This is a genomic window from Pseudescherichia vulneris NBRC 102420 (genome assembly GCF_000759795.1).
In the GTDB taxonomy this organism is placed as follows: Bacteria; Pseudomonadota; Gammaproteobacteria; order Enterobacterales; family Enterobacteriaceae; genus Pseudescherichia; species Pseudescherichia vulneris.
In genome coordinates this window covers 223,898-249,080 of sequence record NZ_BBMZ01000012.1, presented here as the reverse complement: position 1 = coordinate 249,080, position 25,183 = coordinate 223,898, and the positions used below count along the sequence as shown (strand labels likewise).

Annotated in this window: 24 protein-coding genes; 7 read left to right on the top strand and 17 right to left on the bottom strand. The window is 58.2% G+C overall.

The features are described from left to right. Window positions 1-7: 7 nt before the first annotated feature. The 4 genes from wzz(fepE) to fes all read right to left on the bottom strand — a co-directional run bounded on the left by wzz(fepE) (window position 8) and on the right by fes (window position 6,634). On the bottom strand, window positions 8-1,147 hold the full coding sequence (wzz(fepE), locus tag EV102420_RS11760) for an LPS O-antigen length regulator Wzz(fepE) (protein WP_042391912.1): 1,140 nt from the start codon (window positions 1,145-1,147) through the stop codon (window positions 8-10). 137 nt (window positions 1,148-1,284) lie between these two features. Then, window positions 1,285-5,172, bottom strand: a complete 3,888-nt coding sequence (gene entF / locus EV102420_RS11755; protein WP_042391910.1) for an enterobactin non-ribosomal peptide synthetase EntF — start codon at window positions 5,170-5,172, stop codon at window positions 1,285-1,287. A 10-nt stretch (window positions 5,173-5,182) separates the two neighbouring features. Continuing rightward, window positions 5,183-5,386, bottom strand: coding sequence for an MbtH family protein (locus EV102420_RS11750; protein WP_042391909.1), 204 nt, complete (start codon window positions 5,384-5,386; stop codon window positions 5,183-5,185). Between the two features lie 27 nt (window positions 5,387-5,413). Then, entirely contained in the window at window positions 5,414-6,634 is a 1,221-nt protein-coding gene (fes, locus tag EV102420_RS11745) for an enterochelin esterase (protein WP_077776531.1), read from the bottom strand. Between the two features lie 202 nt (window positions 6,635-6,836). Here fes and EV102420_RS11740 point away from each other — a divergent pair, with 202 nt between their 5' ends. From EV102420_RS11740 to EV102420_RS11730, 3 genes are all read left to right on the top strand, one after another. Next, complete coding sequence (locus tag EV102420_RS11740) at window positions 6,837-9,059, top strand: TonB-dependent siderophore receptor (protein ID WP_042391905.1); 2,223 nt, start codon at window positions 6,837-6,839, stop codon at window positions 9,057-9,059. A 347-nt stretch (window positions 9,060-9,406) separates the two neighbouring features. Further along, on the top strand, window positions 9,407-10,291 hold the full coding sequence (locus tag EV102420_RS20905) for a winged helix-turn-helix domain-containing protein (RefSeq protein ID WP_072015246.1): 885 nt from the start codon (window positions 9,407-9,409) through the stop codon (window positions 10,289-10,291). After that, the gene (locus EV102420_RS11730) at window positions 10,269-10,742 is read left to right on the top strand and encodes a hypothetical protein (protein ID WP_042391902.1); all 474 of its coding nucleotides are present in this window, start codon (window positions 10,269-10,271) and stop codon (window positions 10,740-10,742) included. Before EV102420_RS20905 ends, EV102420_RS11730 begins: the two co-directional genes overlap by 23 nt. Here the strand turns inward: EV102420_RS11730 and EV102420_RS11725 are convergent. From EV102420_RS11725 to flgB, 12 genes are all read right to left on the bottom strand, one after another. Then, window positions 10,739-11,728, bottom strand: a complete 990-nt coding sequence (locus EV102420_RS11725; RefSeq protein ID WP_042391901.1) for a hypothetical protein — start codon at window positions 11,726-11,728, stop codon at window positions 10,739-10,741. The two genes, EV102420_RS11730 and EV102420_RS11725, sit on opposite strands and share 4 nt — an antisense overlap. A gap of 20 nt (window positions 11,729-11,748) precedes the next feature. Then, window positions 11,749-12,678: a flagellar hook-associated protein FlgL gene (gene flgL / locus EV102420_RS11720; protein WP_042391899.1), complete on the bottom strand. Its 930-nt coding sequence runs from the start codon at window positions 12,676-12,678 to the stop codon at window positions 11,749-11,751. 21 nt (window positions 12,679-12,699) lie between these two features. Then, complete coding sequence (gene flgK, locus EV102420_RS11715; RefSeq protein ID WP_042391962.1) at window positions 12,700-14,073, bottom strand: flagellar hook-associated protein FlgK; 1,374 nt, start codon at window positions 14,071-14,073, stop codon at window positions 12,700-12,702. Between the two features lie 74 nt (window positions 14,074-14,147). Then, window positions 14,148-14,456: a rod-binding protein gene (locus tag EV102420_RS11710; RefSeq protein ID WP_042391897.1), complete on the bottom strand. Its 309-nt coding sequence runs from the start codon at window positions 14,454-14,456 to the stop codon at window positions 14,148-14,150. Continuing rightward, a complete protein-coding gene (locus EV102420_RS11705) occupies window positions 14,456-15,565 on the bottom strand; it encodes a flagellar basal body P-ring protein FlgI (protein ID WP_042391895.1) in 1,110 nt (369 codons plus the stop codon). Before EV102420_RS11705 ends, EV102420_RS11710 begins: the two co-directional genes overlap by 1 nt. Window positions 15,566-15,578: 13 nt before the next feature. Further along, window positions 15,579-16,244 (bottom strand): flagellar basal body L-ring protein FlgH, encoded by a 666-nt coding sequence (gene flgH / locus EV102420_RS11700; protein WP_042391960.1) that lies wholly within the window; start codon window positions 16,242-16,244, stop codon window positions 15,579-15,581. 11 nt (window positions 16,245-16,255) lie between these two features. Then, entirely contained in the window at window positions 16,256-17,041 is a 786-nt protein-coding gene (gene flgG / locus EV102420_RS11695; protein WP_042391894.1) for a flagellar basal-body rod protein FlgG, read from the bottom strand. Window positions 17,042-17,065: 24 nt separating this feature from the next. Beyond that, the gene (locus tag EV102420_RS11690; RefSeq protein WP_042391892.1) at window positions 17,066-17,803 is read right to left on the bottom strand and encodes a flagellar basal body rod protein FlgF; all 738 of its coding nucleotides are present in this window, start codon (window positions 17,801-17,803) and stop codon (window positions 17,066-17,068) included. A 17-nt stretch (window positions 17,804-17,820) separates the two neighbouring features. After that, window positions 17,821-19,014 carry a flagellar hook protein FlgE gene (flgE, locus tag EV102420_RS11685; RefSeq protein ID WP_042391890.1) on the bottom strand — a complete coding sequence of 398 codons (1,194 nt, stop codon included), beginning with the start codon at window positions 19,012-19,014 and terminating at the stop codon, window positions 17,821-17,823. Between the two features lie 23 nt (window positions 19,015-19,037). Then, window positions 19,038-19,757, bottom strand: coding sequence for a flagellar hook capping FlgD N-terminal domain-containing protein (locus EV102420_RS11680; protein ID WP_042391887.1), 720 nt, complete (start codon window positions 19,755-19,757; stop codon window positions 19,038-19,040). Next, the gene (gene flgC / locus EV102420_RS11675; protein ID WP_042391885.1) at window positions 19,754-20,185 is read right to left on the bottom strand and encodes a flagellar basal body rod protein FlgC; all 432 of its coding nucleotides are present in this window, start codon (window positions 20,183-20,185) and stop codon (window positions 19,754-19,756) included. The genes EV102420_RS11680 and flgC overlap by 4 nt, the downstream gene beginning before the upstream one ends. A 2-nt stretch (window positions 20,186-20,187) precedes the next feature. Next, window positions 20,188-20,535 (bottom strand): flagellar basal body rod protein FlgB, encoded by a 348-nt coding sequence (gene flgB, locus EV102420_RS11670; RefSeq protein WP_042391882.1) that lies wholly within the window; start codon window positions 20,533-20,535, stop codon window positions 20,188-20,190. A gap of 89 nt (window positions 20,536-20,624) precedes the next feature. Here flgB and flgA point away from each other — a divergent pair, with 89 nt between their 5' ends. The 4 genes from flgA (at window position 20,625) to EV102420_RS11650 (ending at window position 24,772) form a co-directional block, all read left to right on the top strand. After that, a complete protein-coding gene (gene flgA / locus EV102420_RS11665; RefSeq protein ID WP_042391880.1) occupies window positions 20,625-21,377 on the top strand; it encodes a flagellar basal body P-ring formation chaperone FlgA in 753 nt (250 codons plus the stop codon). 81 nt (window positions 21,378-21,458) lie between these two features. Then, window positions 21,459-21,758 carry a flagellar biosynthesis anti-sigma factor FlgM gene (locus EV102420_RS11660; protein WP_042391878.1) on the top strand — a complete coding sequence of 100 codons (300 nt, stop codon included), beginning with the start codon at window positions 21,459-21,461 and terminating at the stop codon, window positions 21,756-21,758. After that, window positions 21,758-22,186, top strand: a complete 429-nt coding sequence (gene flgN, locus EV102420_RS11655) for a flagellar protein FlgN (protein ID WP_042391875.1) — start codon at window positions 21,758-21,760, stop codon at window positions 22,184-22,186. Before EV102420_RS11660 ends, flgN begins: the two co-directional genes overlap by 1 nt. A 75-nt stretch (window positions 22,187-22,261) precedes the next feature. Beyond that, the gene (locus EV102420_RS11650; RefSeq protein WP_042391873.1) at window positions 22,262-24,772 is read left to right on the top strand and encodes a glycosyltransferase; all 2,511 of its coding nucleotides are present in this window, start codon (window positions 22,262-22,264) and stop codon (window positions 24,770-24,772) included. On the opposite strand, the gene EV102420_RS11645 is transcribed toward EV102420_RS11650, so the two are convergent. Beyond that, window positions 24,769-25,182 carry an FAD synthase family protein gene (locus EV102420_RS11645; protein WP_042391871.1) on the bottom strand — a complete coding sequence of 138 codons (414 nt, stop codon included), beginning with the start codon at window positions 25,180-25,182 and terminating at the stop codon, window positions 24,769-24,771. The two genes, EV102420_RS11650 and EV102420_RS11645, sit on opposite strands and share 4 nt — an antisense overlap. Window position 25,183 lies beyond the last annotated feature (1 nt).

Genomic DNA, 25,183 nt, shown 5'->3' with positions numbered 1-25,183 from the left:
CGGGCACTTATGCCGACTCTAATACCATTTCAGGCGGTACCGGCGGCAGGTTACGCGCCAGCATCGCATTGCGCAGCAGAACAATACCGCAGGCAATAATGCCGCCCACTAATCCCATCAACACGGTAATAATCGCTTTGCCCTGACCATCTTTCTTCATTGGCAGCGACGGGGAGAGTTGATATTTGAACGGTGAGAAAGCAATATCTTTTACATTAAGTTTTTGCAATTGCTCAACATGATATTCACGATTACGCAAATCGGCGTTAAGATCGGCAATATCCTTCAGCGATTTTTCAATCCTCAGCTTTTCCTGAATACCATCCGCTCCCAGCGTAATAGAGAAGTCCGGATCGTCATTCACCACCTGACCATTGCTATATACCGGCTTTTTAATGCCCGCAGCGTTGGCCACTTCCAGGGAGTAATTCAGACGCTGGATCTTAATATCACGCTGGTTAGTCAGGCGAACGCGATCGAGATTCAGCTTCTCCTGCTCAAAGCGCGTTTTTAACGCCAGCGTATTGCGGATATTATCCGTGGTCTCGTTCACTACCTTCGCGGCGACATAATCGATATAGCCATCAAGGACTTCTTTCGCATCCTCAGCCGTTGAGGCAGAGAAGCTGAGCGTCCAGGAGGTAAAGGGCGCTTCAACGGCACTCTTTGGCGAAGCGTTATCAACCAACTTTAGTTTTTCAGTCAGACGAACAATCGCGCGCTGGAACTCTATCGAATCAGTATCCAGATCGGGATAGTGTGACTTAACATAGGGTGAGTTGCGGAAATACTCTTCCTGCAGCGACTGGGAGCTAAAATTCTTAATAAACTGGCCAAAAACATCAACTGGCGTAACCGGCACCTCTATATCCAGTACCTGCAACTCCATCAGCGTTTGCTGAAGCGAGCGCCACTGGGTCTGTTCAGCAGGGGTAATAATGGCTTCACTGGTCCATTTCTGCGGCAGCACGAAAGAAACAAGAAGACCAAGCAGAGCAAACGCTGCGGCTATGGCGATAATCTGTTTTTTTGCTTCCCATAACACGTCAAGAAGCGTGAGAAGATCAATTTCGTGAGCACGATGAGGACCAACTGGATAGGGGCGTAGCTGCACCTCATTATCCTGTTTAATATCTAACGATGACATGTATAAACTCTACCCTGATTTGCTACGAAAGCAGTATTTACAACCGATGCGCCTATAATAGTACTTTATAAGACTAATCTGAACCAAGATTTGACTTTGGCTATTACGCCCACCATATCTGGTAGGCGTAACGGTTGTTAATTAAGCAACTCTGACAATATTGGGCCAATCGAGATAAACGTCGTTGGTGAAATAATATCTACGTGGGCGCAGTCCTGACGATAGATATCCAGCGCAGTCACCCAGGGTGACCAGACCTGATGCGGATCCATCCCGGCTGGCAGCGTGCGTTCGGCAACAAACAGCGTTGCTTTACCCTTAAACCGCTGGCTACGGGCGGTGGTCAACAGGCGAACCGCATCGCCATAGTTGCCCTCGATAGCGTTAAACAGCTCCCCTGACGCCTGCCCCTGCTGGGCAGCAAGGAATGCTTCCCGCTCGCGATTAATCTCCGCCAGCACCTCTGGATCGAGGCCGTTGGCCTCTTTCTCTGCCCAGTTCTGCGTCTCCGGCGGCCACGTATCCAGCAGCCCAAGGAAAGCGACCGCTTCGCCACGCTGTTGTAGCCGAGCAGCGATGCCCTGCGCCAGCGTGCCGCCGAGGGAGTAACCAAACAGGTAGTAGGGGCCGTGCGGCTGCTGGGCCAGCAGCGTTTGCAGATGGGCGTCGCACACCTCATCCAGCGTGGCGGCGGTCGCCATCGGCCCGGCTGGGCGCGGCGACTGAATACCGACGATCGACCAGCGTGGGCTGAGATAGCGCGCCAGCACGCTGAACTGCCAGGCAAAGCCGGAGGCCGGATGGAAGCAGAACAGCGTCGGCCCGTGGCTTTCCCGCAGGGGCAGGATTGTCTGGTAGCCCAGGTTTTGCAGTTGCCCATCCTCAACATCCGCCGCCAGCAGCGCAGCCAGCTTCGCCACGCTGGAGGCCACCATCACCTGCCCCGGCGTCACCTGGCGTTCAAACGCCTGGCTAAGCCGTGCCGCCAGCCGCATCGCCAGCAGTGAGTGGCCGCCAAGGGCAAAGAAGTCAGCGCTGACGTCCTCTACTTCACAGGCCAGCAGCTCAGCAAACAGCGCGGCGATAATCAGCTCAACTTCGGTTTCCGGTGCGCGTCCGCCTGATGCTGCGGCAGGCGTCGGCAGCGGCAGCGCCTTGCGATCCAGCTTGCCGTTGGCGCTGAGCGGTAGCGCATCAAGCTGCACCAGCGCGGTAGGCACCATGTGGGGCGGCAGCTGCGCCTTCAGCTGTTCAATCAGAACGGCACTCTCCAGCGGCTGGCCCGAGGCCGACACCAGGTAACCCACCAGCTGGCGCGCATCGCCGCCGACCGCAGCCGCCTGGTTTAGCACGCAGGCGTGAGTAACCGCCTGGGCCACGTCCGGCAGCGCCTGCATAACAGCGTCGATCTCTCCCAGCTCGATACGCTGGCCGCGAATTTTAAGCTGATCGTCGCTGCGCCCCAGGTACTCTACCGCACCGTTCGCCAGCCAGCGTGCCACGTCGCCGGTACGGTACATCCGCTCGCCCGGCGCAAAAGGATCGGCAATAAAGCGGCTGGCGGTCAGGTCGGGTCGCCCCAAATAGCCCTGCGCCAGCTGGATGCCAGTGAGGTAGAGATCCCCCGCCACGCCCGGCGGTACAGGCTGCATCATACCGTCCAGAATGCGCAAACCGGTGTTCCAGACCGGATAGCCAATCGGCACGCTGGGCCCGCTGACTCCGGCCAACGCCTCGCCATAAGCCGGATACCAGCTGACGTCGACCGCCGCTTCCGTCGGGCCGTAGAGATTATGCAGCGGCGCGCCGGTTAAGCTCTCCCACTCACGGCAGAGATCCGTTGGCAGCGCTTCCCCGCTGCAAAAGACGTTGCGCAGCGTACGGCAGCTCTCCTGCGCCCTCTCCGGCGTCAGAGAAGCGACGAAAGCGGACAGCATCGAGGGAACAAAGTGGGTAGTGGTGACGCCGTAGCGGGCAAAAAAGACCTGCAACGCCAGCGGATCGCGGTGCGCATCCGGCTCGGCCATCACCAGCTTCGCCCCGGCAATAAAGGGCCAGAAAAACTCCCACACCGAGACGTCAAAGCTGCACGGCGTCTTTTGCGCTACCACGTCCTGCGCGCTCAGCGGATAGCTTGCCTGCATCCACAGCAGACGGTTGACGATGGCCGTTTGCCCCACCATCACCCCTTTCGGGCGGCCCGTCGAGCCGGAGGTAAAGATGATATAGGCGGTATGCTCTGGTTTTGAGCACGCCAGCGCGGGTGCGTTTGTTACCGGCAGCGGTGCGCTGTAGCAGAGATGGGCAAGCTGCGGGATCGCGCTAAACCGCGCCAGCTGATCTTCGGCGGTGATGAGTAGCCGCGGCTGGGCATCCTCCAGCATCATATGCAGGCGGTCATCCGGGTAACCGGTGTCCAGCGGCAACCAGGCAGCACCGGCCTCAACAATAGCGTGCAGGGCCAGGGTCAAGAAGACCGAACGCGGCAGCGCTACGGCGACGCAGTCCCCAGGCCGCACGCCACGCTGGCGAAGCTCATGGGCCAGGGCGAGAACCTGCTCGCGCATCTCACGGTAGCTGAACTGCCAGCGGGCATCCGCCAGCGCCGGGGCGTCCGGCGTTTTTTCGCTCTGGGCTGCCACAAGGGCGCTAAGGGTAGTAGCTGGCAGGCTAACCCCGGTATCGTTGATACGGTCAATCTTCTCCTGCTCCGCTGGCAGGATCAGCGCCGCCTCGCCGCAACGCAGGGCCGGATTATCGGCGAACTGGCGCAGCAGCGCGTCCAGCCTGGCGGCATGGGTGCTTAACTCAGCCTCGTCGTAGCGCTGGCGATTGGCAAGGATCTCCACATCAAGACCGCCCTTTTCGTCTGGAATGAGCGCGATCTCCAGGTCGTTAACCGGCCCGGTTGCCAGGGTATGGGTTGTTCCCGCCGTTCCGTCAATGTCCAGCTGGTAATCAAACATCTTTACGTTGAATACCGGGCCAAACAGGGCGCGTTCGCCCGTTACCTGTCCGCTGTCGCGTACGATCTGCTCGGCGTCATAGCGCTGATGGCGGCGCATCTTTTTCAGGCGCGCAGCAAGCTTCTGCGCCAGCGCGGCAAGGCTCTCCGCCGGGTCGACGTTCACCGCCAGCGGCAGGACGTTGAGCACCGGGCCGGTAGCACAGAGCGCAGCGGAGCCCATCCGGCGCATAAAGATAAACCCGGCGGCATAATCCATGCGTCCGCACAGGCGGGCCAGCCAGAGGGAGACCAGCGCGAGAGCAAGATCCGCTGGCTGGCAGCTGCCGTTCTGTGCCGCAAGGCGGGAAAACGCCTGAGCGTCGAGGGTGAGCTTCAGGCGAACAATGTCAGCGGTTGCGGCGCGTCCCGGCAGCGGGCTGGCAGAGAGCGATACCGGCGGCGGCAGGCTCTGGCTTACCTCGCGCCAGTAAGCCGCGTCCCGGCTATAGGCCTCGCTGTCGCGGTAGCGCTGATACTCCTCGACCACCTCGGCGAAAGGGGTAAAAGGCGATGCGGGGGTGGGTTCGCCGCGTCGCCACGCGGTATAGATAGCGGCAATATGGCGGGTAATCGCCGGGAAGCTGAAGCCATCCACCAGCAGGTGGTGATAGCGCTGATACCAGTACCAGCAGCGTTCACCAAGGCGCAGCAGCGCATGATGAACCAGCGGTTGCCCGCCATCGACGCGCAGATTCTGGGCCAGATCGCCCTGCATCACGGCCAGCGCCGCCGCATGGGGATCGGCGCTGTCACGCAGATCGTGGACGGCAGGCGGCATCAGCGGCATAGACTCATCGATCCACTGGAATACCTCCCCGCCATCCTCGACAAAGCGGCTACGCAGGGTATCGGCGTGGCTCATGCCGGTGACAATGGCCTCTCCGAGCAAGGCCTCATTCAGTTCGCCGTCATCAATGACCACATAGTGGGCCACGCTCCAGGCGTTAGGTAATGTAGAGAGCGTTTCCGCCATCCAGATCCCGGTCTGGGCTGCGACCAGCGGCAGACGTTTCGACATAGGGTGCTCCTTAACGCGCATGGTATGCAGGGGTGATATTCTGCCACTGCTCTGACAGCCAGGCGTGACACACTGACGGCGGCTGCGGGTCGGCAACCACGTTCCAGCCCTGCGGCAGGGCGCACTGCTGCGGCCACAGGCTGTAGCACCGCTGCGCATTTTGCAGAATGTAAAACTGACCCTCTGGATCGTCGAAGGGATTACTGAACTCCATACCACACTCCTGTCGTGGAAAAATGCTTTACGGCGCAGCCTGAAGCAGCGGCTGCCAGAGCGTCATGAGCCCTGCGGTTAGCCCGCCGCGCCAGCACAGCGCGTCGTGTCCGCCGTCGGTGGGACGCCAGAAGAGCGCCGCTGTCGTCGGCTGTAAAAGAGAGTAGAGCGTCTGGTTAACGCGGAAAATGAGCGGTTCACGGGTTCCCGCTTCCAGCACGATGCGCAGATCCTGCGGCTGAAGTGTGCCGGCTTTTAGCTGCTCGATCACCACGCCATCCTGCTGCGCGCCGCGGTGCGGCCACCAGTAGGAGCCAGACTGGCTCAGCACGCAGCCGAAGCGCTCCGGCCAGTTTAGCCCGGCATAGAGCGCCGCCAGACCGCCAAAGCTCTGCCCGGCCACCACCGTGCGCGACGCCTCGTCGCTGAACGGGGCCAGAGCCTTAACCTGCGGGAGCAGCTCGTCCTGTAACGCCTGCCAGAACACCGGGTTGCAGGGCAGCTCGCGGCTGCGCTGGGTGGTATCGATCGCATCTACCAGCACGTACACCGCGGGCGGCAGCTTGCCTTCCCGGGTCAGGGCGGCAAGGGCGGGCCAGACGGGCATGCTCTCGGCCCAGAACTGACCGTCCAGCAGCACCGCCAGCGGACGCTCGGTGACGTTCTCCTCACCGGTGATGTAGATCCAGACCCGACGTTTGTTACCCAGCTGGCGGCTGCGCCAGGGGATGCAGATCGGGGACGTATAAGGGGTATCCTGCGGCGCGTGCCAGCCCGGCTGCTCTGGCGCATCGGGCATCTCAAGGGCCGACACCGGATGACCGCGCCCACCCCGCCACGACAGCGGATTGAGCGGATCGGCAACGGCATGCGCCAGCAGCCTGCGCCAGCCTTCGCGCAGGGCGATGCGATCCGGAACCTCGGTGCTGAACGCCGACTCGGCAAAATCCTGTGTATTTTCAGAGGGGATGAGGCAGTAGCTGCCGCGCCACTGCGCGTTTAGCGTGGTCTGCCAAAACCAGACGTCAGTACCGGGAATACGGCTTAGGGACTGCGGTCTGGCGTTTTGATGATGATCGGTAACGCCGGTGATGTAGATCCACACATGCTGGGTAGCAGAAGTGGCTTCCGACCCCGCCGGATCGCGCCACCAGAAGGTGACCTGACATCGGTCATTACCCTCGCGGAACCACTCAGGCCCCTGTTTTGACTCCCACCAGGCATCGCTGCCCGTCGCTCGCATCGTCACCCTAATTAACCCCGTACTTATTGCGGCATTTTTTCAAATGTAAGAAAATTTATTGATAATATTATTGATAACTATTTGCATTTGCAATAGCGTATTGGCGCGCTGTGGGAAGCGCGTCTTTCACATAATCATGCCATTAACCGCGTGCGTGCAGGGAACCAGGACGCGTCAGCGGTATTCTGGCGACAAAACGGATAACACAATGAATAACAAGATTACGTCCCTGGCCTTATTGGTCAATCTGGGCATTTACGGGGTAGTGCTACCGCTTCATGCAGAGGAGCCCCCTGCCGGGGATGACACTATCGTGGTCACCGCCGCCGAGCAGAATCTTCAGGCTCCCGGCGTCTCCACCATCACCGCCGATGAGATCCGCAAAAATCCGCCTGCCCGTGACGTCGCTGAAATTATTCGTACCATGCCAGGGGTTAACCTCACCGGTAACTCCACCAGCGGCCAGCGCGGCAACAGCCGTCAAATCGATATTCGCGGCATGGGCCCGGAAAACACGCTGATCCTGATCGACGGCAAGCCGGTCACCAGCCGCAACTCGGTGCGTCTGGGCTGGCGCGGCGAGCGTGATACCCGAGGCGATACCGGCTGGGTACCGCCGGAGATGATCGAGCGTATCGAAGTGATCCGTGGCCCGGCGGCGGCACGCTACGGCAACGGCGCGGCGGGCGGCGTGGTCAATATCATCACCAAGCAGTCGAAAAATGAGTGGCACGGGGCGTGGGATACCTACCTTAATGCGCCGGAGCACAAGTCCGAAGGGTCAACCAAGCGCACCAACTTTAACCTGACCGGCCCGCTGGGGGGTGATTTCAGCTTCCGCCTCTACGGCAACCTGGAAAAAACCCAGGCCGACGCCTGGGATATCAATAAAGGCCATGAATCCTTACGCACCGGCAGCTACGCTGGCACCATGCCCGCCGGGCGCGAAGGGGTGGAAAACAAAGATGTGAACGGTCAGCTGCGCTGGGATTTTGCCCCCATGAACTCGCTGGAGCTGGAGGCGGGCTACAGCCGTCAGGGCAACCTCTACGCGGGCGATACCCAGAACACCAACACCAACGCGCTGGTGAAAAAGAATTACGGTAAAGAGACCAACCGTCTCTATCGTCAAAATTACGCTCTGACCTGGAACGGCGGTTGGGATAACGGCGTCACCACTACCACCTACGCGCAGTACGAGCATACCCGCAACACGCGCAATAACGAAGGTCTGGCCGGCGGCACGGAGGGGATCTTCTCCGACGAGAACTTCTCCAATATCGATCTTGCCGACGTGCTGCTGCATAGCGAAGTCAACCTGCCGCTGGATCTGCTGGTCAACCAGACCCTGACCCTGGGCACCGAGTGGAATCAGCAGCGCATGAAGGATCTGGCATCCAACACCCAGTCGCTGACCGAAGGCGGTACCATTGCCGGGGTTAATCCTTCCAACCGCAGCCCCTACTCCCAGGCGGAGATCTTCTCGCTGTTTGCGGAAAACAATATGGAGCTGACCGACAGCACCATGCTGACGCCGGGCCTGCGTTTCGATCATCACACCATTGTGGGCGATAACTGGAGCCCGTCTCTGAACCTCTCCCAGGGGCTGGCGGACGACATTACGCTGAAAATGGGTATCGCCCGCGCCTATAAGGCCCCGAGCCTGTATCAAACCAACCCGAACTACATCCTCTACAGCCGTGGCCAGGGCTGCTACGCCAGCGCCGGTGCCTGTTACCTGATGGGCAATGACGATCTGAAAGCGGAAACCAGCATCAATAAAGAGGTAGGTCTGGAATTCAAACGCGACGGCTGGCTGGCTGGCGTGACCTGGTTCCGCAACGACTACCGGGATAAGATTGAAGCGGGCTACTCGCCGATTGGTAAAGCATCTAAAGCCACGACGGACGTGTATCAGTGGGAAAACGTGCCTAAAGCGGTAGTAGAAGGCCTGGAGGGGACGCTGAACGTGCCGGTGACCGACACGGTAAACTGGACCAACAACCTGACCTACATGCTGCAAAGCAAAAATAAAACCACCGGTGACCGTCTCTCTATCATTCCGGAGTACACGCTGAACTCAACGCTGAGCTGGCAGATCCGTCAGGACCTCTCCGTGCAGTCGACCTTCACCTGGTACGGCAAGCAGCAGCCGAAGATCTACAACTACAAAGGCAACCGCGCCACGGGCAGCGAAACTGATGAGGTTAGCCCATACAGCATCGTTGGCCTGAGCGGCACCTGGGATGCGACTAAAAACGTCAGCCTGACGGCGGGCGTGGATAACGTCTTCGACAAACGTCAATGGCGCGAGGGCAACGCCCAAACCACCGGCAACGATACGACGAAGTCTTACATGTACGGTGCAGGCGCAGCAACGTATAACGAGCCGGGTCGCACCTGGTTTATGAGCGTAAATACGCATTTCTAATCATTAGCAGTACAGCATAGCGCACCTCCTCTTAGCAGGAGGTGCACGCGCTTGCCTTTTCTATTATCCTGATCCCTAATCGAGAAATGATAATTTACAATTTAAGAAAATTCTTAGATTGATCCATTATTGCACCTTCGCTACATTGCCCTCTTTTATCCTATTTATACAGATCACGTTTTGACGCTTTAAAAAATAATTATTTATTAAACGCTGGTATTATTAGCATAATTTAAACAGGAAACACCCTTGTTAAATTTTGTTATAGAAATGATAAAAAAATAATTAACCGCAGCAAGGCTTAAGCAATGCTAATCTTTTTCTTTACCATCATTAAACTTTAAACTATGCAAATGCTCATAAATAAGTGGCGGCTTGACCCATCGCTGAATGCGCTGGTTCATACCGAAACAGGAGAAGTTCAGCGCCTGGGTGAATTCCATTACATTCTGCTGGAAACGTTGATTAACCACGCGGGGGAAGTATTATCACGCAATTTTCTTATCAATGCGGTTTGGAAAAATCGGGTAGTCGGTAATAACAGCCTGCCGACGGCGATCTACGCCTTACGGGCCGCGCTGGGCGATGATGGCCGCTTACAAGAGATCATCAAAACGGTGCCCAAAAAAGGCTATGTTTTTAATAAAGATTTTATTACTTACCCTAACGAGCCGTTGCTCACTGAAAGGCCCGATGAGAAGGATAACCAGGCACCGTCCCCAGGATTACCTCATGCGCCGCCCTTACGACGCCGACTGGCGACTCTCCGCTTAAAGAAAATTATCATTATCTCTGTTGCCCTTATCGCCTTGATATATTTATTAATAAAATATCATCCCCAGCTTGCACAGGGCAAAGAGGCCGCCCCGTCTTTATCTGATGAAAGCAAATTAACGTTAAAAAATGAAACCAGTAAGGACTACTCACGAATCAGCATCTATCACCTGCATGCGGGCAACGATCCGGGCCATACTGCACAGTTGGCAAAGTATATGCCAGACGCCCTGCGCGCGATTAACGATAAGTTACAGACGCAGAGAATGAACGCCGTTTTTTATTACAGTGAATCGGTTGCCAAACTGTCGATAAGTTTATTAATTCAGGATAACTGCCATAACCAATATCAATTGATGCTAGGAATAACGAATTGGCAGTCCGGCATGAATAATTTGAATTCCGTTGTTTATCAAACTGCTGAGAAAACCATTAATGAAATACCAGTATGTCAGTGAGCTTTTTTACCGTTTAATATTCACCATACCAATAATTAGCCTGTCGCTCTCCGCATCGGCTGCTATTGTGCAAACCGACATGGTTTTTTATGATTTAGCCACGGCAAGCCAGCGTAGCTATACCCTTCACATGCTCCCTGCGGCAGATGGCGCAAAAGTTACGTTGGCTCGTAAAGACACGGGCTACTCTCTATCAACGCTGGTTGCAAGCTGCTTTAATTCTCAGCCGCTCGCCAACCAGCAGGGGTATCTATCGCTAAAAGGGCAAGAGATCCATCATGCCGATCCGGCTCTCTTACCGATTATCAACTTTACCCGGGATAATCGGCTGCGCGTTTCAATGGCCCCTTTGGCGAACGCGCAATCGGTTCTGTTGGATAGGGACAGCCTTACCGTGCTCGTCGTGGATCCTACTATGATGACGCTGGGTTCGGCGGGCTGCCAGCGCTAGCTAAGCAGGTTTTGCACCGTCAGCGCTGGAAGCGTAGCCTGACCGTTTATGGCCTGAACCAGCGTCTCGTAGTGGTGGCAGGCCCATGCAAGAGTCTGCCCCAGCGCGGCTGAGGCAGACTCTGCACTTTGCGCTTCGGGAAAACGCGCCATCACATCCATACGCTGGCGCGCCTTTTCCTGCGCTGACGCCAGCTGCTGGCGCTGCTCCCCTACCTGGTGGAGTACGCTCTGCACCATGCTCTGAAGCCCGTCACGCTGCCCGCTTTCCAACGCGGTGCCTAACGCATCGCAGGGTGACGGGCTAGCATGAAATGCCGGCCGCATGACATGGTCCCCTTTTGCATCAGCAAGGGTAAACGAGCGCTGCAGCTGCGGCCAGTTCGCTTCATCTGTCGTAAATGTCCATCGTCCTTCACTGTAGCGCGGCATCACTCCCGTACGCTGTAGGGCATTTTTGATCTGCATGACGGGATTAAGTGCCTCAGCTGGATTATCCAGCGATACGGCTGCCAGACGCCGACCTTGCCCCACTTCAGCGCTGAACATGAGCGATACCGGCTCGCCGTTATTCGCAAGCAGCGCGGCCAGCTCTGGGGCATGAAACGTCACCTGCGCCTCTCCCTGCAGCACCGGCAGCAGCTGCCTGTCCACCCGACCCGCAGAGCGCTGCGCCCGGTTAGCCAGCAGATCGGCAAGCGTTGCGCTGCTTTCCCCACGTTGCCCACCAGCAGAGTTAGCATGCCGCTGATTCAGGAGTGATTTTTCTAGCTGCGAGAGATAGCTGTCGGCCTGCTGGAGGACGGTAAGCTGATCGTTAAGCTGAACGCTGTAGCGCTGGGGCCGGAGGGCAATCAGCGGCGAGGCGGGGTACTCTTCCCGCTCGGCGCGTTTGGGGGGCGACGCTACCCGAGCAGGGTCACTTATCTGCGTCGGTACGAGCGCATTGCTGGAGGATCGCGTCGTTGTCTGTAAACCAACCTGCATGGTCATTCCACTAAATCGTATTAAATTGCATTAAACAGCGAGAGATCGCTGACTTTGGCGTAGGTTTTCATCGTCGCTTCCATTGCCATCTGTAAACCGGTAAAGGTCACTGTTGCCGGGCCATAGTCCAGATCGCCAAGCTGGCCGATCAGCTCGCTATTGGTATCCGCCACGCTGGTCTGCGCATCGCTTAACATCGTCAGGGTATTCTGCCGCTCGCCAAGGCTGGCAATGGCGCTATTAAGCGATTTCGATGCCGCGTCGAGGGTGTCGATGGCATGAGTGATATCGCTCTGCACCTGCGGATCGGCCGGATCGAGCGTGGGATCCTGGAGTTCTGCTGCCAGATCGCCGAGGGTATTAAACACCGTCAGATCGGCACCAAACATATCGCTGGCAGTCACGTTGGTCTCCATCTCAACGCCGCTGGCAACGGTGGCCGTGCGGTGCTCGCTGTTGCCGTTATAGACATATTCATCCGGCTCGCCGTCACCGTCGGTATCATCGTAGCTCACGGGTGGGGTATCACTTTTCGTGCCGCCAAAGAGATAGTGCCCCTGCCCATCCTGATAGTTTAGGGAGGCCATCATCGACTGCGTCAGGGAAGCAATCTCCTGACCCAGGTTGGCCAGCGACTCTGGCGTGGTGGTGCCGTTCGCCGCCTGAAGCAGATCGTCACGAATGGCCAGCATGCTGTTGTTGATGCCGTCAAGGAGGCTCTCCTGCTGGCTGAGAGTGCCCGACACCGCATTGATATTGCTCTGGTACTGCGCAATAGCAGCCTGCTGGCTATTAAGCTGATTAATCCGGGTGGCGGCAATGGGATCGTCCGAGGGCAGGATCACCCGCTGACCGGTCGCCATCTGGGTAATCACGTGCTCCAGCCTGCCGGAAAGCTCGGTAAAGCTGCTCGTCATCGAAGTATAAGATTGTTGAGTACTTACGCGCATAGAAGATGATTTCCCGCTGGATTAAAACATCTCCAGCACGGAGTCGAAAATCTCCGCACCGGTTGAGATGACCTTTAAATTGGCCTGATAGATCTGGGTATAGGTGATCAGGTTGACCGCCTCCTCGTCCATGCTGACGCCGCTCACGCTGCTCCGCTGGTTCTGCGCTTCGCTGTAAACGTTACCCGCCGACTCGGCCTCGGTCTGGTTCTGGCGGCTGTAGATACCAATATTGCTAATGAGGCTGGTACAGGCGCTGCCGACGGTCACCGTGCCCAGGTTTGCAATCGTCAGCGGCTCGCTGGCGATATTAATCAGCGCCTGTAAATTGTCGCTGTTGCCGGACGCATCCGGATCGCTGGAAAAAGCCAGCTGGTCGGCGGTGATATCTGGGTTGACCGCCAGCGGGCCGTCCGGGCTATCCGCATCGTAGATAAAGAGCGGCGCACCCGGGTTGCCGTTGAGGTCATAGCCCGCCGCCAGCTGGTCGTTAACCGCCGTCGTAAACTGCTGAGCAATGCTGTTAATGGTGTCGGTGAGCGGATCGAGCACGTTGTGCTGATAGTCAAACAGCGCCCCCAGCGATCCGCCGGTCTCCATTGTCATGCCATAGGTTGTTCCGGCAAAGGTTAGCGTCAGGCTTTGGCTACCGTCGTCACCGCTCTCCAGCTGAATGGTAGAGCTCTCCTGACCGCTAACCAACGGCTGGCCGTTTTGCAGCGTGATGTTGTAGTTGCCTCTGTCGTCAATGTTGACCTGGATGTCCATCATGCCGCTGAGCTGCTCGACCATCTGGTCACGGGCGTCGTACAGCGCCGAGGCGTTATCACCGTTGGCCTCGGCCTCGGCGATTTGTTGGTTATAGCCTGCAATACCGGCGGTGAGGGTGTTGATCTGCGAAATAGCCGCCTGCTCCTGGCTGGCGATCTCGCTGCTCTGGGAATCAATGTAGCTGCTGGTATTATTGAAGCGCAGCGCCAGCGCGTTCGCTTCGCTCAGGACCTGCTCGCGCAGGGCGGGATCGTCCGGCATGGTAGAGGCCGCATTCAGCGCCGCGAAAAAGTTATCAAACCCGGCGCTCAGGCTGCTGTTGTCATCGCTGAGTACCGTCTCCAGCTGCGTCAGGTACTGCTGCTGGGTGGTGTAATAGCCATAGTCGCTGGCAGCAAACCACACCTGGTTGACCAGGTACTGATTCGATACCCGGCAGATGCTGTCAACCTGCACGCCGTTGCCTGCGCTGTTAAGCGACCCAGGGCTGGCCCCAATGGCGCTGGTCTGGGCGACCTGACGCGTATAGCCAGGCGTCATAGCATTGGCCGTATTCTGCGCGGTCACGTTGAGCTGCACCTGGGCCGCCGATGCGCCGCTGTAGCCAATAGTGATCATATCCATATCGTTAATACTCTCTGCCGAGTTGTCTGGAACCATAAAGCGGCACGGTGGGCCGCTTTCTTAAACTGACGCCGCTAATCATGCTGTGCCGACAACTGTTTCACGATCAGCTCCGCAATCCCCATGCCCTGCTGCCTCGCCAGGGTGTCACTGAGGGTGTCATCATATAAGCCCTGCATCATCCGTCCGGCATCGCTGTTAAGGGGGTTATCTTTGGAATCCAACAGCGCATCCACCTTACGCATCTCCTTAAGCATCTGGCGCATAAAGATGGCCTCAAACTGCTGGGCAGCCTGCCGGAGGTGGTTCTCACGCACGGCGGCGGGCACGCTGCTATCGTCAGCGCTCTGCTGAACGGACGTTAAGGCGTTAAGCACATCCATTAGATCACCTCCAGGTCGGCATCCAGCGCCCCGGCTTCGTGCAGCGCCTGCAGGATTGACATCACGTCATCTGGCGAAGCACCCAGGTTGTTCAATACGTTCACCAGCGTCTTCAGACTAGTGGACTCCGGCAGCGTCACCATCTGCGCGCGTGGGGTTTTGACGTCGATATTGCTTTGCGGCGTCACTGCCGTACGGCCCCCGGCCAGGGCATTAGGCTGGCTGACGCTGCTGCTTTCGGTAATCGAGACCGTCAGGCTGCCGTGGGATACCGCTGCGGCGTGCACCTTTACCCCCTCCCCCATCACCACCGTACCGGTGCGGGCGTTAAACACCACGCGGGCACGCACGCGCTCCGGCGTAATCTGCACATCCTGTAGCTGGGACATAAAGGCCACGCGTGCCCCGGGGCTGGTGGGAGCGGTTACCTCCACGCTGGTCGCGCTCTTTGCCGTCGCCAGCCCGCCGCCAAAGGTGCCGTTGATGGCGTTGGCGATGCTGTTGGCATCCTTGAAGCCGGGGCGCTTCAGGTTGAGCATCACCGTGTTGCCCATGTCAAAATCGCTGGGGATCTCCCGCTCCACCGAGGCTCCGTTAGGGATCAGCCCGGCGGTAGGGGTATTCACCGTCACGCTGGAGCCGCTGGCCCCGCTGGCGCTCATGCCGCCAACCACCACGCTGCCTTGCGCCAGGGCATAGATCTCCCCGTCCGCGCCGTGCAGCTGGGTCAGCAGCAGCGTGCCGCCGCGCAGGCTCTTTGCATCCCCGATTGAGGAGACCGTAACGTCGATGGTCTGCCCACGCGCATACATCGGCGGCAGCGTGGCGCTCACCGCCACGGCGGCAACGTTTTTCACCTTGGGATCGATCTTGCTCGGCAGCTGTACGCCAAACTGCCGCAGCATGTTAGTGATGGTCTGATTAGTGAATTTGACCTGATTTTTATCGCCGGTGCCGTCGAGGCCCACCACCAGGCTATAGCCAATCAGCTGGTTACCGCGCACCCCCTGAATATCCACCAGCGATGACAGCGGCTGTGCCCGCCCTGGCTGCGAACAGATCAGCAGCAAAAGCGTGACGATAAGGGCGCATCCTGAAAAAAAGCGCATAACAACTCCAGAGTTAAAGCGGGAACAGCGGATGGTTAAAGAGCCGGGTCAGCCAGCCCGCCGCATTGGCATCGCTGAGTGCGCCGCGACCGGCATAGGAGATACGAGCGTTGCCAATGCGCTGGGAGGAGACCGAATTGTCATTGCTGATGTCATCGGCACGCACCAGCCCGCTGAGGCGCAGATACTCATCTCCCTGATTAAGGGTGAGCCACTTCTCGCCGCGGATCTCCATTACACCGTTGGGCAGCACCTGATGAACAGAGACGGTGATTGACCCGTGCAGGCTGTTCTGCTGCTGGGAGCTGGCGTTGCCGTCAAAATCCCGTGAAGCCTCGGCGGAGCTGGCCAGCTTGTCTTTGGTTTTGCCAAACAGCGTGGGAACGCCCACGTCGAGGCTGCTCTCCTTGCCGAAGTTGGTTTTGGCCTGCTTGCTGGACTGGGTCGACTCTTCGAGGATCACCGTCAAAATGTCTCCCACCCGGTAAGCACGCCGATCGGCAGTTAATGACCAGCTGTAGCCGGTCTCAAACACGCCCCCGGCCCGCCCCTCCGGCGTTGGCTGGGCTTCCATCTTCGGCGGGGCATAGGCCTGATCGTCCTTTTTGACCAGCAGCGCCGGGGATTCACACCCCGCCAGCCAGGGCACCAGCGCCATTAACCACAGATATCGTTTCACGCGCGTTCTCATTACAGATTCTGATTGACGTACTGCAGCATCTCATCGGCGGCAGAGACCATTTTGGCGTTCATCTCGTAGGCGCGCTGCACGGTGATCATCGCCACCATCTCGTTGACGATGTCGACGTTGGAGCCTTCCAGCGCCCCGCCTTTCAGCGTGCCTAACGCATCCTCGCCCGGTGTCCCCTCCGTGGGCTGGCCGCTGGCCGCCGTTTCGAGATAGAGGTTATCCCCCTCGGCCAGCAGGCCCGCTGGATTGGTAAAGTTGACCAGCGTGATCTGCCCCAGCTCGGTGGGATCGCTGTCGCCCGGCATGGTGGCCATCACCGTCCCGTCCTCACCGACGGTAATATTGGTGGCGTTAGCGGGAACGTCGATCTCAGGCTGCAGCGGCAGCCCCTGAGCGTTGGTCAACACGCCGTCGGCGTTCACCTGCAAATTGCCGTCGCGAGTGTAGGCGATGTCGCCGTTGGCCTTCTGCACCTGAAAGAACCCCTGCCCCATGATGGCGACGTTGAGTGGGTTATCGGTGGTTTCGATATTGCCTTCGGTAAAGGTCTTCTGCGTTCCTACAATGCGCACGCCGCTGCCGTACTGAATGCCCGTGGGCGCGATGTTGTTTTGATCCAACATTGCGCCGGGCGCGCGTTGATTTTGGTAGAAGAGATCCTGGAACATCACCCGGTCACGCTTGAAGCCGTTGGTGTTGACGTTGGCGATGTTGTTGGCAATGGCGCTCATCTCAGCATCTTCCGCCGAGAGGCCGGTCTTACTGATCCATAGTGCTGCGTTCATAAAAATTATTCCTGGAAACGGCGATTAAGCACCACGCAGCAGGCGGTTGCCCGCCTCGCTCAGCGTCTGTGCTGCCTTCATCATTTTGATTTGGGCTTCGAATTGGCGATTCAGCGAAATGGAGGCCAGCATCTCAGAGACCGCCGTGACGTTGCTGCCCTCCAGATAGCCCCCGCTGACGTTGACGTTCTCATCCGTCTGAGCGCGGCTGCCGTCTGCCGTGACGATCATCCCCTGGGCGTTTTTAGCCAGATTTTCCGGCGGGATGGTCACCAGCTTCAGGCGATCGATATCCATGGTGGCGGTGACATCGCCGTCGTCCGGCGTAATTGACAGCGTGCCGTCGCGGCCAAAAGAGGCGATGGCGTTGGGTGGCAGCACGATAGGACCGTTATCTCCCAGCACCGGATAGCCATTAATGGTCAGTTGACCCGCCTCGTTCTGCACCATATTGCCGTTGCGGGTGTAGACCTCGCTGCCGTCGCGGCCCTGCACCGCGATGTAGCCCTCACCCTGAATGGCCACGTCCAGCGGCCGGCCGGTTTTTTCGGCGGCCGCGGTACTGGCGTCAACGCCGCTGGCACGCTGCTGTGCCATAAAACGGGTAGCAAAACCCTCGCCCTGAACCGCATCGTCCTGCGATAGCGCCATGTCGGCGCGAAAGCCGGTGGTGTTGACGTTCGCCAGGTTGTTGGCCGCGATTTGCTGCGCCATCAGGGCATGGCTGGCCCCGCTGAGGGCGGTAAAAAGTAAACGATCCACTGTTGTACCCTTCTCCGTTACATCGCCTGGAACAGCGCCTGGTCCAGCTCGCTGCTGGCCGAGATCACTTTGGTATTGGCCTGGTAGTTACGCTGCGCGGTCATCAGATCCACCAGCTCACTGGTGATATCAACGTTGGAGCTTTCCAGCATCCCCGTAGAGAGCGCGCCGAACGTACCGCTGCCGGGTGCACCAACCAGCGGCGTGCCGGACTCGCCGGTCTCCATCCATGCGGTGCCGCTCACGGCCTGCAGGCCGTTCTCGTCAGGAAACGTGGCCAACACCACCTGCCCCTGCAGCATCCGTTCGCCGTTGCTGTAGGTCGCATACACCTTGCCGTCCCCGTCCACCTGAACGCCGTTTTGCTCTGCGGAGGCGTAGCCGTCGGCAACGTTAGTGGTGACCGAAAAGTCGGAGCCATACTGGGTACAGGCGGCGTAGTCGAAGGTCATCTCGATGGGGGCGGCGCCCGGCGCGCTAAAGGTCATGGGCACCGCCGCGTCAGGGGTCACCAGCTTACCCTGCTCATCAAAGGTGAGCGCTGTTGAACCCGGCTGCGTCGTGCCGTCAAAGGTGTAGTGCACCTCCCAGCTGTTATCCGCCGTTTTGGTAAAGTACTGGTTGACCGTATGCTCATTACCCAGCGAGTCATACACCGTGGTGGTATAGGTGCTGTTATACGAGGCGGCGTTAGTGGGTTCGAACGGAACCGCGTTGGTATCAATGGTCACATCCGCAGCGTTAAAATTAGCGCTAAAGGTGAGCGAGGTCGTGGCCTGCGCCGGCAGCGATCCGGTATTGATTTGCAGATCCGTCACCGTACCGGTTTGCAGCGCGCCGTTCGCATCCACCGGATAGCCCTGCAGATAGTCTCCGGAGGCGTTGACGATGTAGCCCTCCTTATCCGTGTTAAACGATCCGGCTCGGGTATAGGTGACGTTGCCCGCGCTGTCACGAAGCATGAAGAAGCCGTCGTCGTTAATGGCCATATCCAGCGCGTTCCCGGTTGAGACCATGGAGCCACCGCGTGAGATGCTCTGGGCGGTTCCGTCCACGCTGACCCCCATCGCCTGGGTACCCGCATACATGGCCGAGAAGTCGGTCGTCATGGACTTGTAGCCCACCGTCCCGGCGTTGGCGATGTTATTACTGATGCCATCCAGCTGTTCATTCACCGCGTTCAGGCCGCTGGCTGCAATGCTGTAACTCATAACTTACTGTTCCTTTATCATTATTAAACGACGTTCTGCGCAGGCGTATCGTCCGGTACGCCAAACTGGCTGATCATGGTGAAGGGAACTTCCCCAACCCCGCTGACGTTGAGCAACGGCGTGCCGCCATCCAGCGGAATACGCACGTCGGTGACGACACCCGCCACCTCAACCGGCACCTCCTCTTCGCCGGTGTCAGTGACCACCGACACGGAGTAGTCCCCGGGTGGTATGCCGTAGTCTGCGGGATCGATGCTAAAGCTCACCGACCCCGGTCCAAACGAACTCCCCGTCAACGGAATGTCGTAATCATTACCGGCCGCGTCGGTGATATGGATATCGACCTGGGTACAGGCATCGTCCAGGTCGATGCGGCCCTGAATAGCGCCATCGTCAATCTCAAGGGTGGTGGTCTGAACCATGATCGGATCGCCCACCATCTTGCCCAACGCCATCACCTGAAGATTGCTCATTAGAATGGCGTTGGTGTTCATCTCCGTCGCCACCTCTTCCGCCATCGCCACCTGCGCCATCGAGGAGAGCTGAGTCACGTACTCGGTGGGATCGGTAGGATCGGTGGGATCCTGGTTCTGGATCTCCGCCACCAGCAGCGTCAGGAAGGTGTCGGCCATTGACGTTGAGGTCGTTGTGGTGGTGGTGGTTGGTGTCGTTGCGGCTGTAGATACGCTGCTGCTTGTCTCTGTACCCGCATAAGATGCATTCAGCGATACGGCGGAACTCATAGACCTTCTCCCAGCTTAAGCAGGCTCTGCTGCATGCTCTTCACGTTGTTCAACACATCCACCCCGGTCTCAAAGTTTTGCGAAGCCGACATCATGTCGGCCATCTGCTCGACCACGTTGACATCCGGATACCAGACATAACCGTCCCGATCGGCCAGCGGATGATGCGGCTCATAGCGGCGCACGGCGCTACCGCTTGCCACCACGTCCTGCACGCGCACGCTGGCCCCGGTCAGGTCGTGATGCCCGGCCTGCGTCAGGCTGTTGTGGTAGACCGCAGCAAATACCGGGCTGCGTGCCCGGTAGGTTGCCGCCTCGCTCTGGGCCGGGGAGTCCGCGTTGGCCAGGTTACTGGCAACGGTATTGAGCCGTACCGTCTGGGCGGTCATCGCCGAACCGGAGATCTGATAGATGTCAGAAAATGACATGGTTATTTCCCTTCGATAGCCGTTTTCAGGCCGCTGATAGCCATATTTAAAAAGGTCAGGCTGCTCTGGTAATCGAGGCTGTTTTCCGAAAACCGCGCCTGTTCACTGTTGAGCTCTACCGTGTTGCCATCCTGTGTCGGCTGCATGGGCAGGCGATACATCACCTGCGTGGTGGGCAACCCGTTGCTACTTTTTGCCCGTTGCATCTCTCTGGCAAAATCAATATCTTTAGCCTTGAAGTTTGGCGTATCGACATTTGCCAGATTGGCGGTAAGCAGCTCGGTCCTCGCAAGACGTAGCTTCACCGCTTCAGGGTGTACACCCAGTGCTTTCTGAAAACTGATCCCCATAGTGCGTCGCACTCCTTTCATATAACTCACGCGCGTGCCAGTTAGGCAAATATCATGCCAACTTTTAAGTTATTGAAAGGTATATAATTATGTTAGTGCACTCTGCTAAGCGGAAAGTCTGCTTCCGCTTCCTGGTCAGCCTGCTGCTGGCTGCGCCTCCGCTCGTCACCGCTCATCCGCCCCAGAACTCCGCTCGGCAACAGATCAACGCGAAGGTGGTTGAGGAGGCCGGAAAAGCGATTGCGGCGCTGGCACAGCGCACTGGCTGGCGCGACTACCGCTACACCCTCAACGTGTTTATGCCCAGCAACGTCGCTGCTCTTCCCGCGTGTAGCCAGCCGCTGCGCCTGAGCAGCGCACCGCTCCAGCAGAAAAATCTTGCCCGGCAAAATTACCGTGTGGCATGCGGAAGCGGCGCGTCGTGGCAGGCTGTGGTCACCGTCAAGGCCGATCTCTACCTGCCGATAGCAATGGCAGCCAGAGAGATTGAACGTGGGGAGACGCTTACCCCCGATGCGCTGGTTATGAAGAAGTTCAACATCAGTAATCTGCGCGGGGAGCCGTTACTGAGCCGTGAGGAGGCAACAGGATTGACGGCAAAGCGGAACCTGCGTGCGTGGAAACCGATCCTGCGCACGCAGCTGCAGCAGCCGCTGCTGGTGAAGCGTGGCCAGGCGGTGACGATTTCGTCCGAGACCGATGATATTCGCGCCCAAACCGCCGGCGTCGCGCTGAAGGAGGGTCATCTGCACGAGAGCATTAAGGTACAAAATAGCAGCAGCGAACGGGTGATTGATGCCATCGTCACCGGTGCTGGGCGGGTGAGCGTTGAAGCACAATAATTTTTTACAGCCGCTTAAGTTTTGGCTTTCCGCTGTCGCTTTTAACGCGTAACCGTTGAAATGTCCTCTAATGAGAAACCTATGGCTATCACTACTCCTGGAGTATTACCCGGACAGCTCGCCTCCCATGATGCGGCGGCGCGCTTGCCATCTCAGCCGGAGGTGGCAAAAGCGGATCCAGCCCCCTCACCCTGCGCCGACGATGTTACCCAGCAGGGGGTGCAGGCGGCGCAGCGTAGCCTGGCTGATGAAACGCCCCCTGACGTTGATATCGAAAAGGTAAGCCAGATGCAGACGCTGCTGGCATCCCCGCAGTTTTCCATTGACGCCGATGCGCTGGCCTCATCGATGCTGGACTACTTCCAGACCCGGGGGGCGTAGTGAGCAAAAAACTTGAGCAGGTCAAGCTGCTGCTACGCGGGATCCGCACCGATAGCGAGCGCTACCGGCAGCTGCATAACCTGTTGAAAAGGCAGCGTTTATGTATGATCCGTCGCGCCAGCGATGCGCTGATTACCGTCAACGCCGACATCGATCGTCTTTACCCGCTGCTGAGCAGCAGTGGCCGTCTTCGCCGCGAGACGCTGCTCTCGCTTGGCGTCACGGCCGATGGCGTGGGTGTGCAGCAGGTCTTTAGCTGGCTGCCGCCAGTGCAGAAAGCGGCGGCCCGCCAGGCGTGGCAGCAACTGACGACGAGCGTCACGGAGTGCAAACGCTACAACGAGAAAAACGGTGAGCTGCTGACCCGCCAGCATGCATTTGTACAGGCGTTTTTGGGCCTCGAATCCCATTTTATCTATCACCCCTAATCCGCATTTCCGCAGCGGAAAAAAAGCTTCCGCTGCTTTTTCCGCGGGCTACCAGATAAGAGATTGTCCTGCTCCATGACGACGCATTACGAACCGGAAAAACCCTTTGTTAGCGTGGTGACACCCACCTGGCAGCGTGCCGCCTTTTTGCCGTGGCTGATCTATATGTTTCGCTATCAGGATTACCCGGCAGCGCGGCGGGAGCTGATCGTGCTGGATGATTCGCCAACCAGCAGCCTGGCGATCGTTAATGCGCTGACCGATAACCAGCCGGCGCGCTACAACATTCGCTATATTCACCATCCCGAACGGCTACCGTTAGGTAAAAAGCGCAATATGCTCAACGCGCTGGCGAAGGGTGAGTATATCGTCTGCATGGACGATGATGACTACTATCCCGCCGATAAGCTTACCTACACCATCGGGATGATGCAGCGGCACGGGGCGCTGATCTCCGGTTCCGACCAGATCCCCGTCTGGTATAGCCATATAAACCGGGTGTTTAAAACCCGCGCTTTCGGCAAACAGCATATCCTTAACGGCACCTTCTGCTATCACCGTAACTATCTGAAAAAACACCGCTACGACGATGCCTGCCAGCTTGGTGAAGAGCAGGCGTTCACCAATAACTTCAGCGTGAAGCCGCTGCAGCTGCCCGGCGAGCGCACTATTCTTTGCGTCTCCCACAGCGATAACACCTTTGATAAAGACTTCGTGCTCGGCAGCTGTGAACCCACCGCCCTCTCTTTGACCGATATCGTGCGCGATCCCACTCTGCTCGCCTGGTATCAGCGCCTGCATAACAGCACCGACCGGCAGCCCATTCAGTGGCAGCACGTGGAAAAAGTGCTGGTCATCAACCTCGACAGACGCGCCGACAGGTGGCAGCAGATGCAGGAGACGCTCCGCCAGCTGGGGGTGCCGGAAGAGCGCGTTATTCGGGTAAGCGGCTGCGAGCATGAGAACGGCGCGCTGGGCCGCACGCTCTCCCATCTTCAGGCGCTGACGCTGGCCCAGCAGCAGGGCTGGCGCAACTGTCTGGTGCTGGAGGATGACGCCCTGCTGCTCACTCAGGCGAAGCACGTTTCCGCGCTGAACCGGCTGCTCGCCGCGCTAGATCATCTTCCCTGGGAAGTGGTGCTCCTCGGTGCGCGGGTCACCACCGGCCAGCCACTGAAGAGCCTGCCGGGGCTAATCCACGCCGTCGATTGTGAAAAAGCGTGTGCCTATCTGGTCAATGCGGGCAGCTATCCGGCCCTGATCCAACAGATGCAGAGCGATCCAGCTAGCCTGCTAGAGTCGCGCTGGCGCTTGATGCAAAAGCAGGGGAAATGGCTCGCCTTCTACCCGTGCATTAGCTATCAGCGTCCAGGCTTCAGCGATATTGAGCAGCTGGAGACCGACCACATCCGCTTCTATTTCAACAAAATGATCGTGAGCCATACGCAAGAGCGGCGGCGGCAGGCACAGCAGCCGGTGGCTAACCAGTTCGCTAATACAGTAGGGTTCTATCTTGAGACCGCTTTTCACTACCAGCTCTATCAGCCAATACTGCACTGGCTGCTGGAGGCGGGCTACCGCTGCGATCTGTTAATTAGCGACGCCGTACCGAAAGCGCTGCTGAGGGAGATGAGCCAGCTGCTGGCAGACATCAACGATCCCAGGCTGAGCGGCTCACGTCTCAGCGAGGCGCAAAACCGTAAGCAGCGCTACGGCTGTTTAGTGAGTCCCTACTATACGCCCGCGCTCAACGGCCTGGGTCGGGTTCAGATCCGCGCCATGTACGGGCTGGCAAAAACCTCGTGGAACCATGCCTGGTGGAATACTTTTTATCACCATATTCTCTGCTACAGCCACTACAGCCAGCAGGCGCTGAATATCAACGGCAACGCGACGATAGTAGGCAATCCACGTTTTGATAAGTGGCATCGCCAGCAGGTGGATCTTGCATCGCTGGCAACGCTTAAGCTGGATACGAAAAAACCAACGCTGCTCTATGCCCCAACCTTTGGCGATCTCAGCTCGATTCCCCGCTGGGCCGCGTCGCTGTCGCGACTCAGTCGGGAGTACAACCTGATTATCAAGCTGCACCACGGTACACAGCATCGTCCGGAAGAGGCCGCCATGCTAGCCGAAGTCCGGCGTCATTTTAAAATGTGCGTCACCCGTCACGATATGTCGCTACCGCTGCTGCATCAGGCCGACTACGTCCTGACCGACAACAGCGGGTTTATCTTCGATGCGATTCACGCCGGTAAACGGACGATCCTGCTCGATTGGGAAGGCATGTCGGTGCTGCTGGAGAACAACAGGACCTTCAGCAATCCCTCCAGCCCGGAGCAGCAGCTACGCGGCACGCTTCCGGTGGTGCGGGATATGGCGCAGCTACGCCACTGCCTGGCGGCGGATTACGACTGGCAGCCCATAGAGGAGGAGATGAACAGGGTGCGTCATCACTACTGCGATGCGTTTCAGGATGGCTTTGCCGGTAAACGGGCGGCGGAGCTGATTATGCGAGCGCTGGACAACCCGGCGGACGCCGAGTCGAATACGCTGTTGCATAGCTTACAGAGCAAGCTGTTTTAAGCCAGGTCGGGCAGCGCATTCTGCCCGGCAATAGTTTCGATAAGGGCGGTGGTGGAGACCGAAGGCGTGCGGGGAAAGTAGACCACTCGACATAGCGACGAGAGATGATCAAATCGGCCCTGCCAGTCATCGCCCATCACCAGAATATCCGCGCCATAGCGCGCGATATACTCCGCCTTTAGCGCCAGCGACTCTTCCAGAAAAACCGAATCCACGCACCTAAGGTTTTGAATGATTTTCATGCGGTCCGCTTGCGAATTGAGCGGAAGACGACCTTTTTTAACGGCGTTGAGTTTATCCGAGGAGATGCCCACAACCAGGCGATCGCCAAGGCTGCGGGCGCGATTGAGAATATTTAGATGGCCCACGTGGAAAAGGTCAAACGTGCCAAAGGTGATCACCGTTGTCATT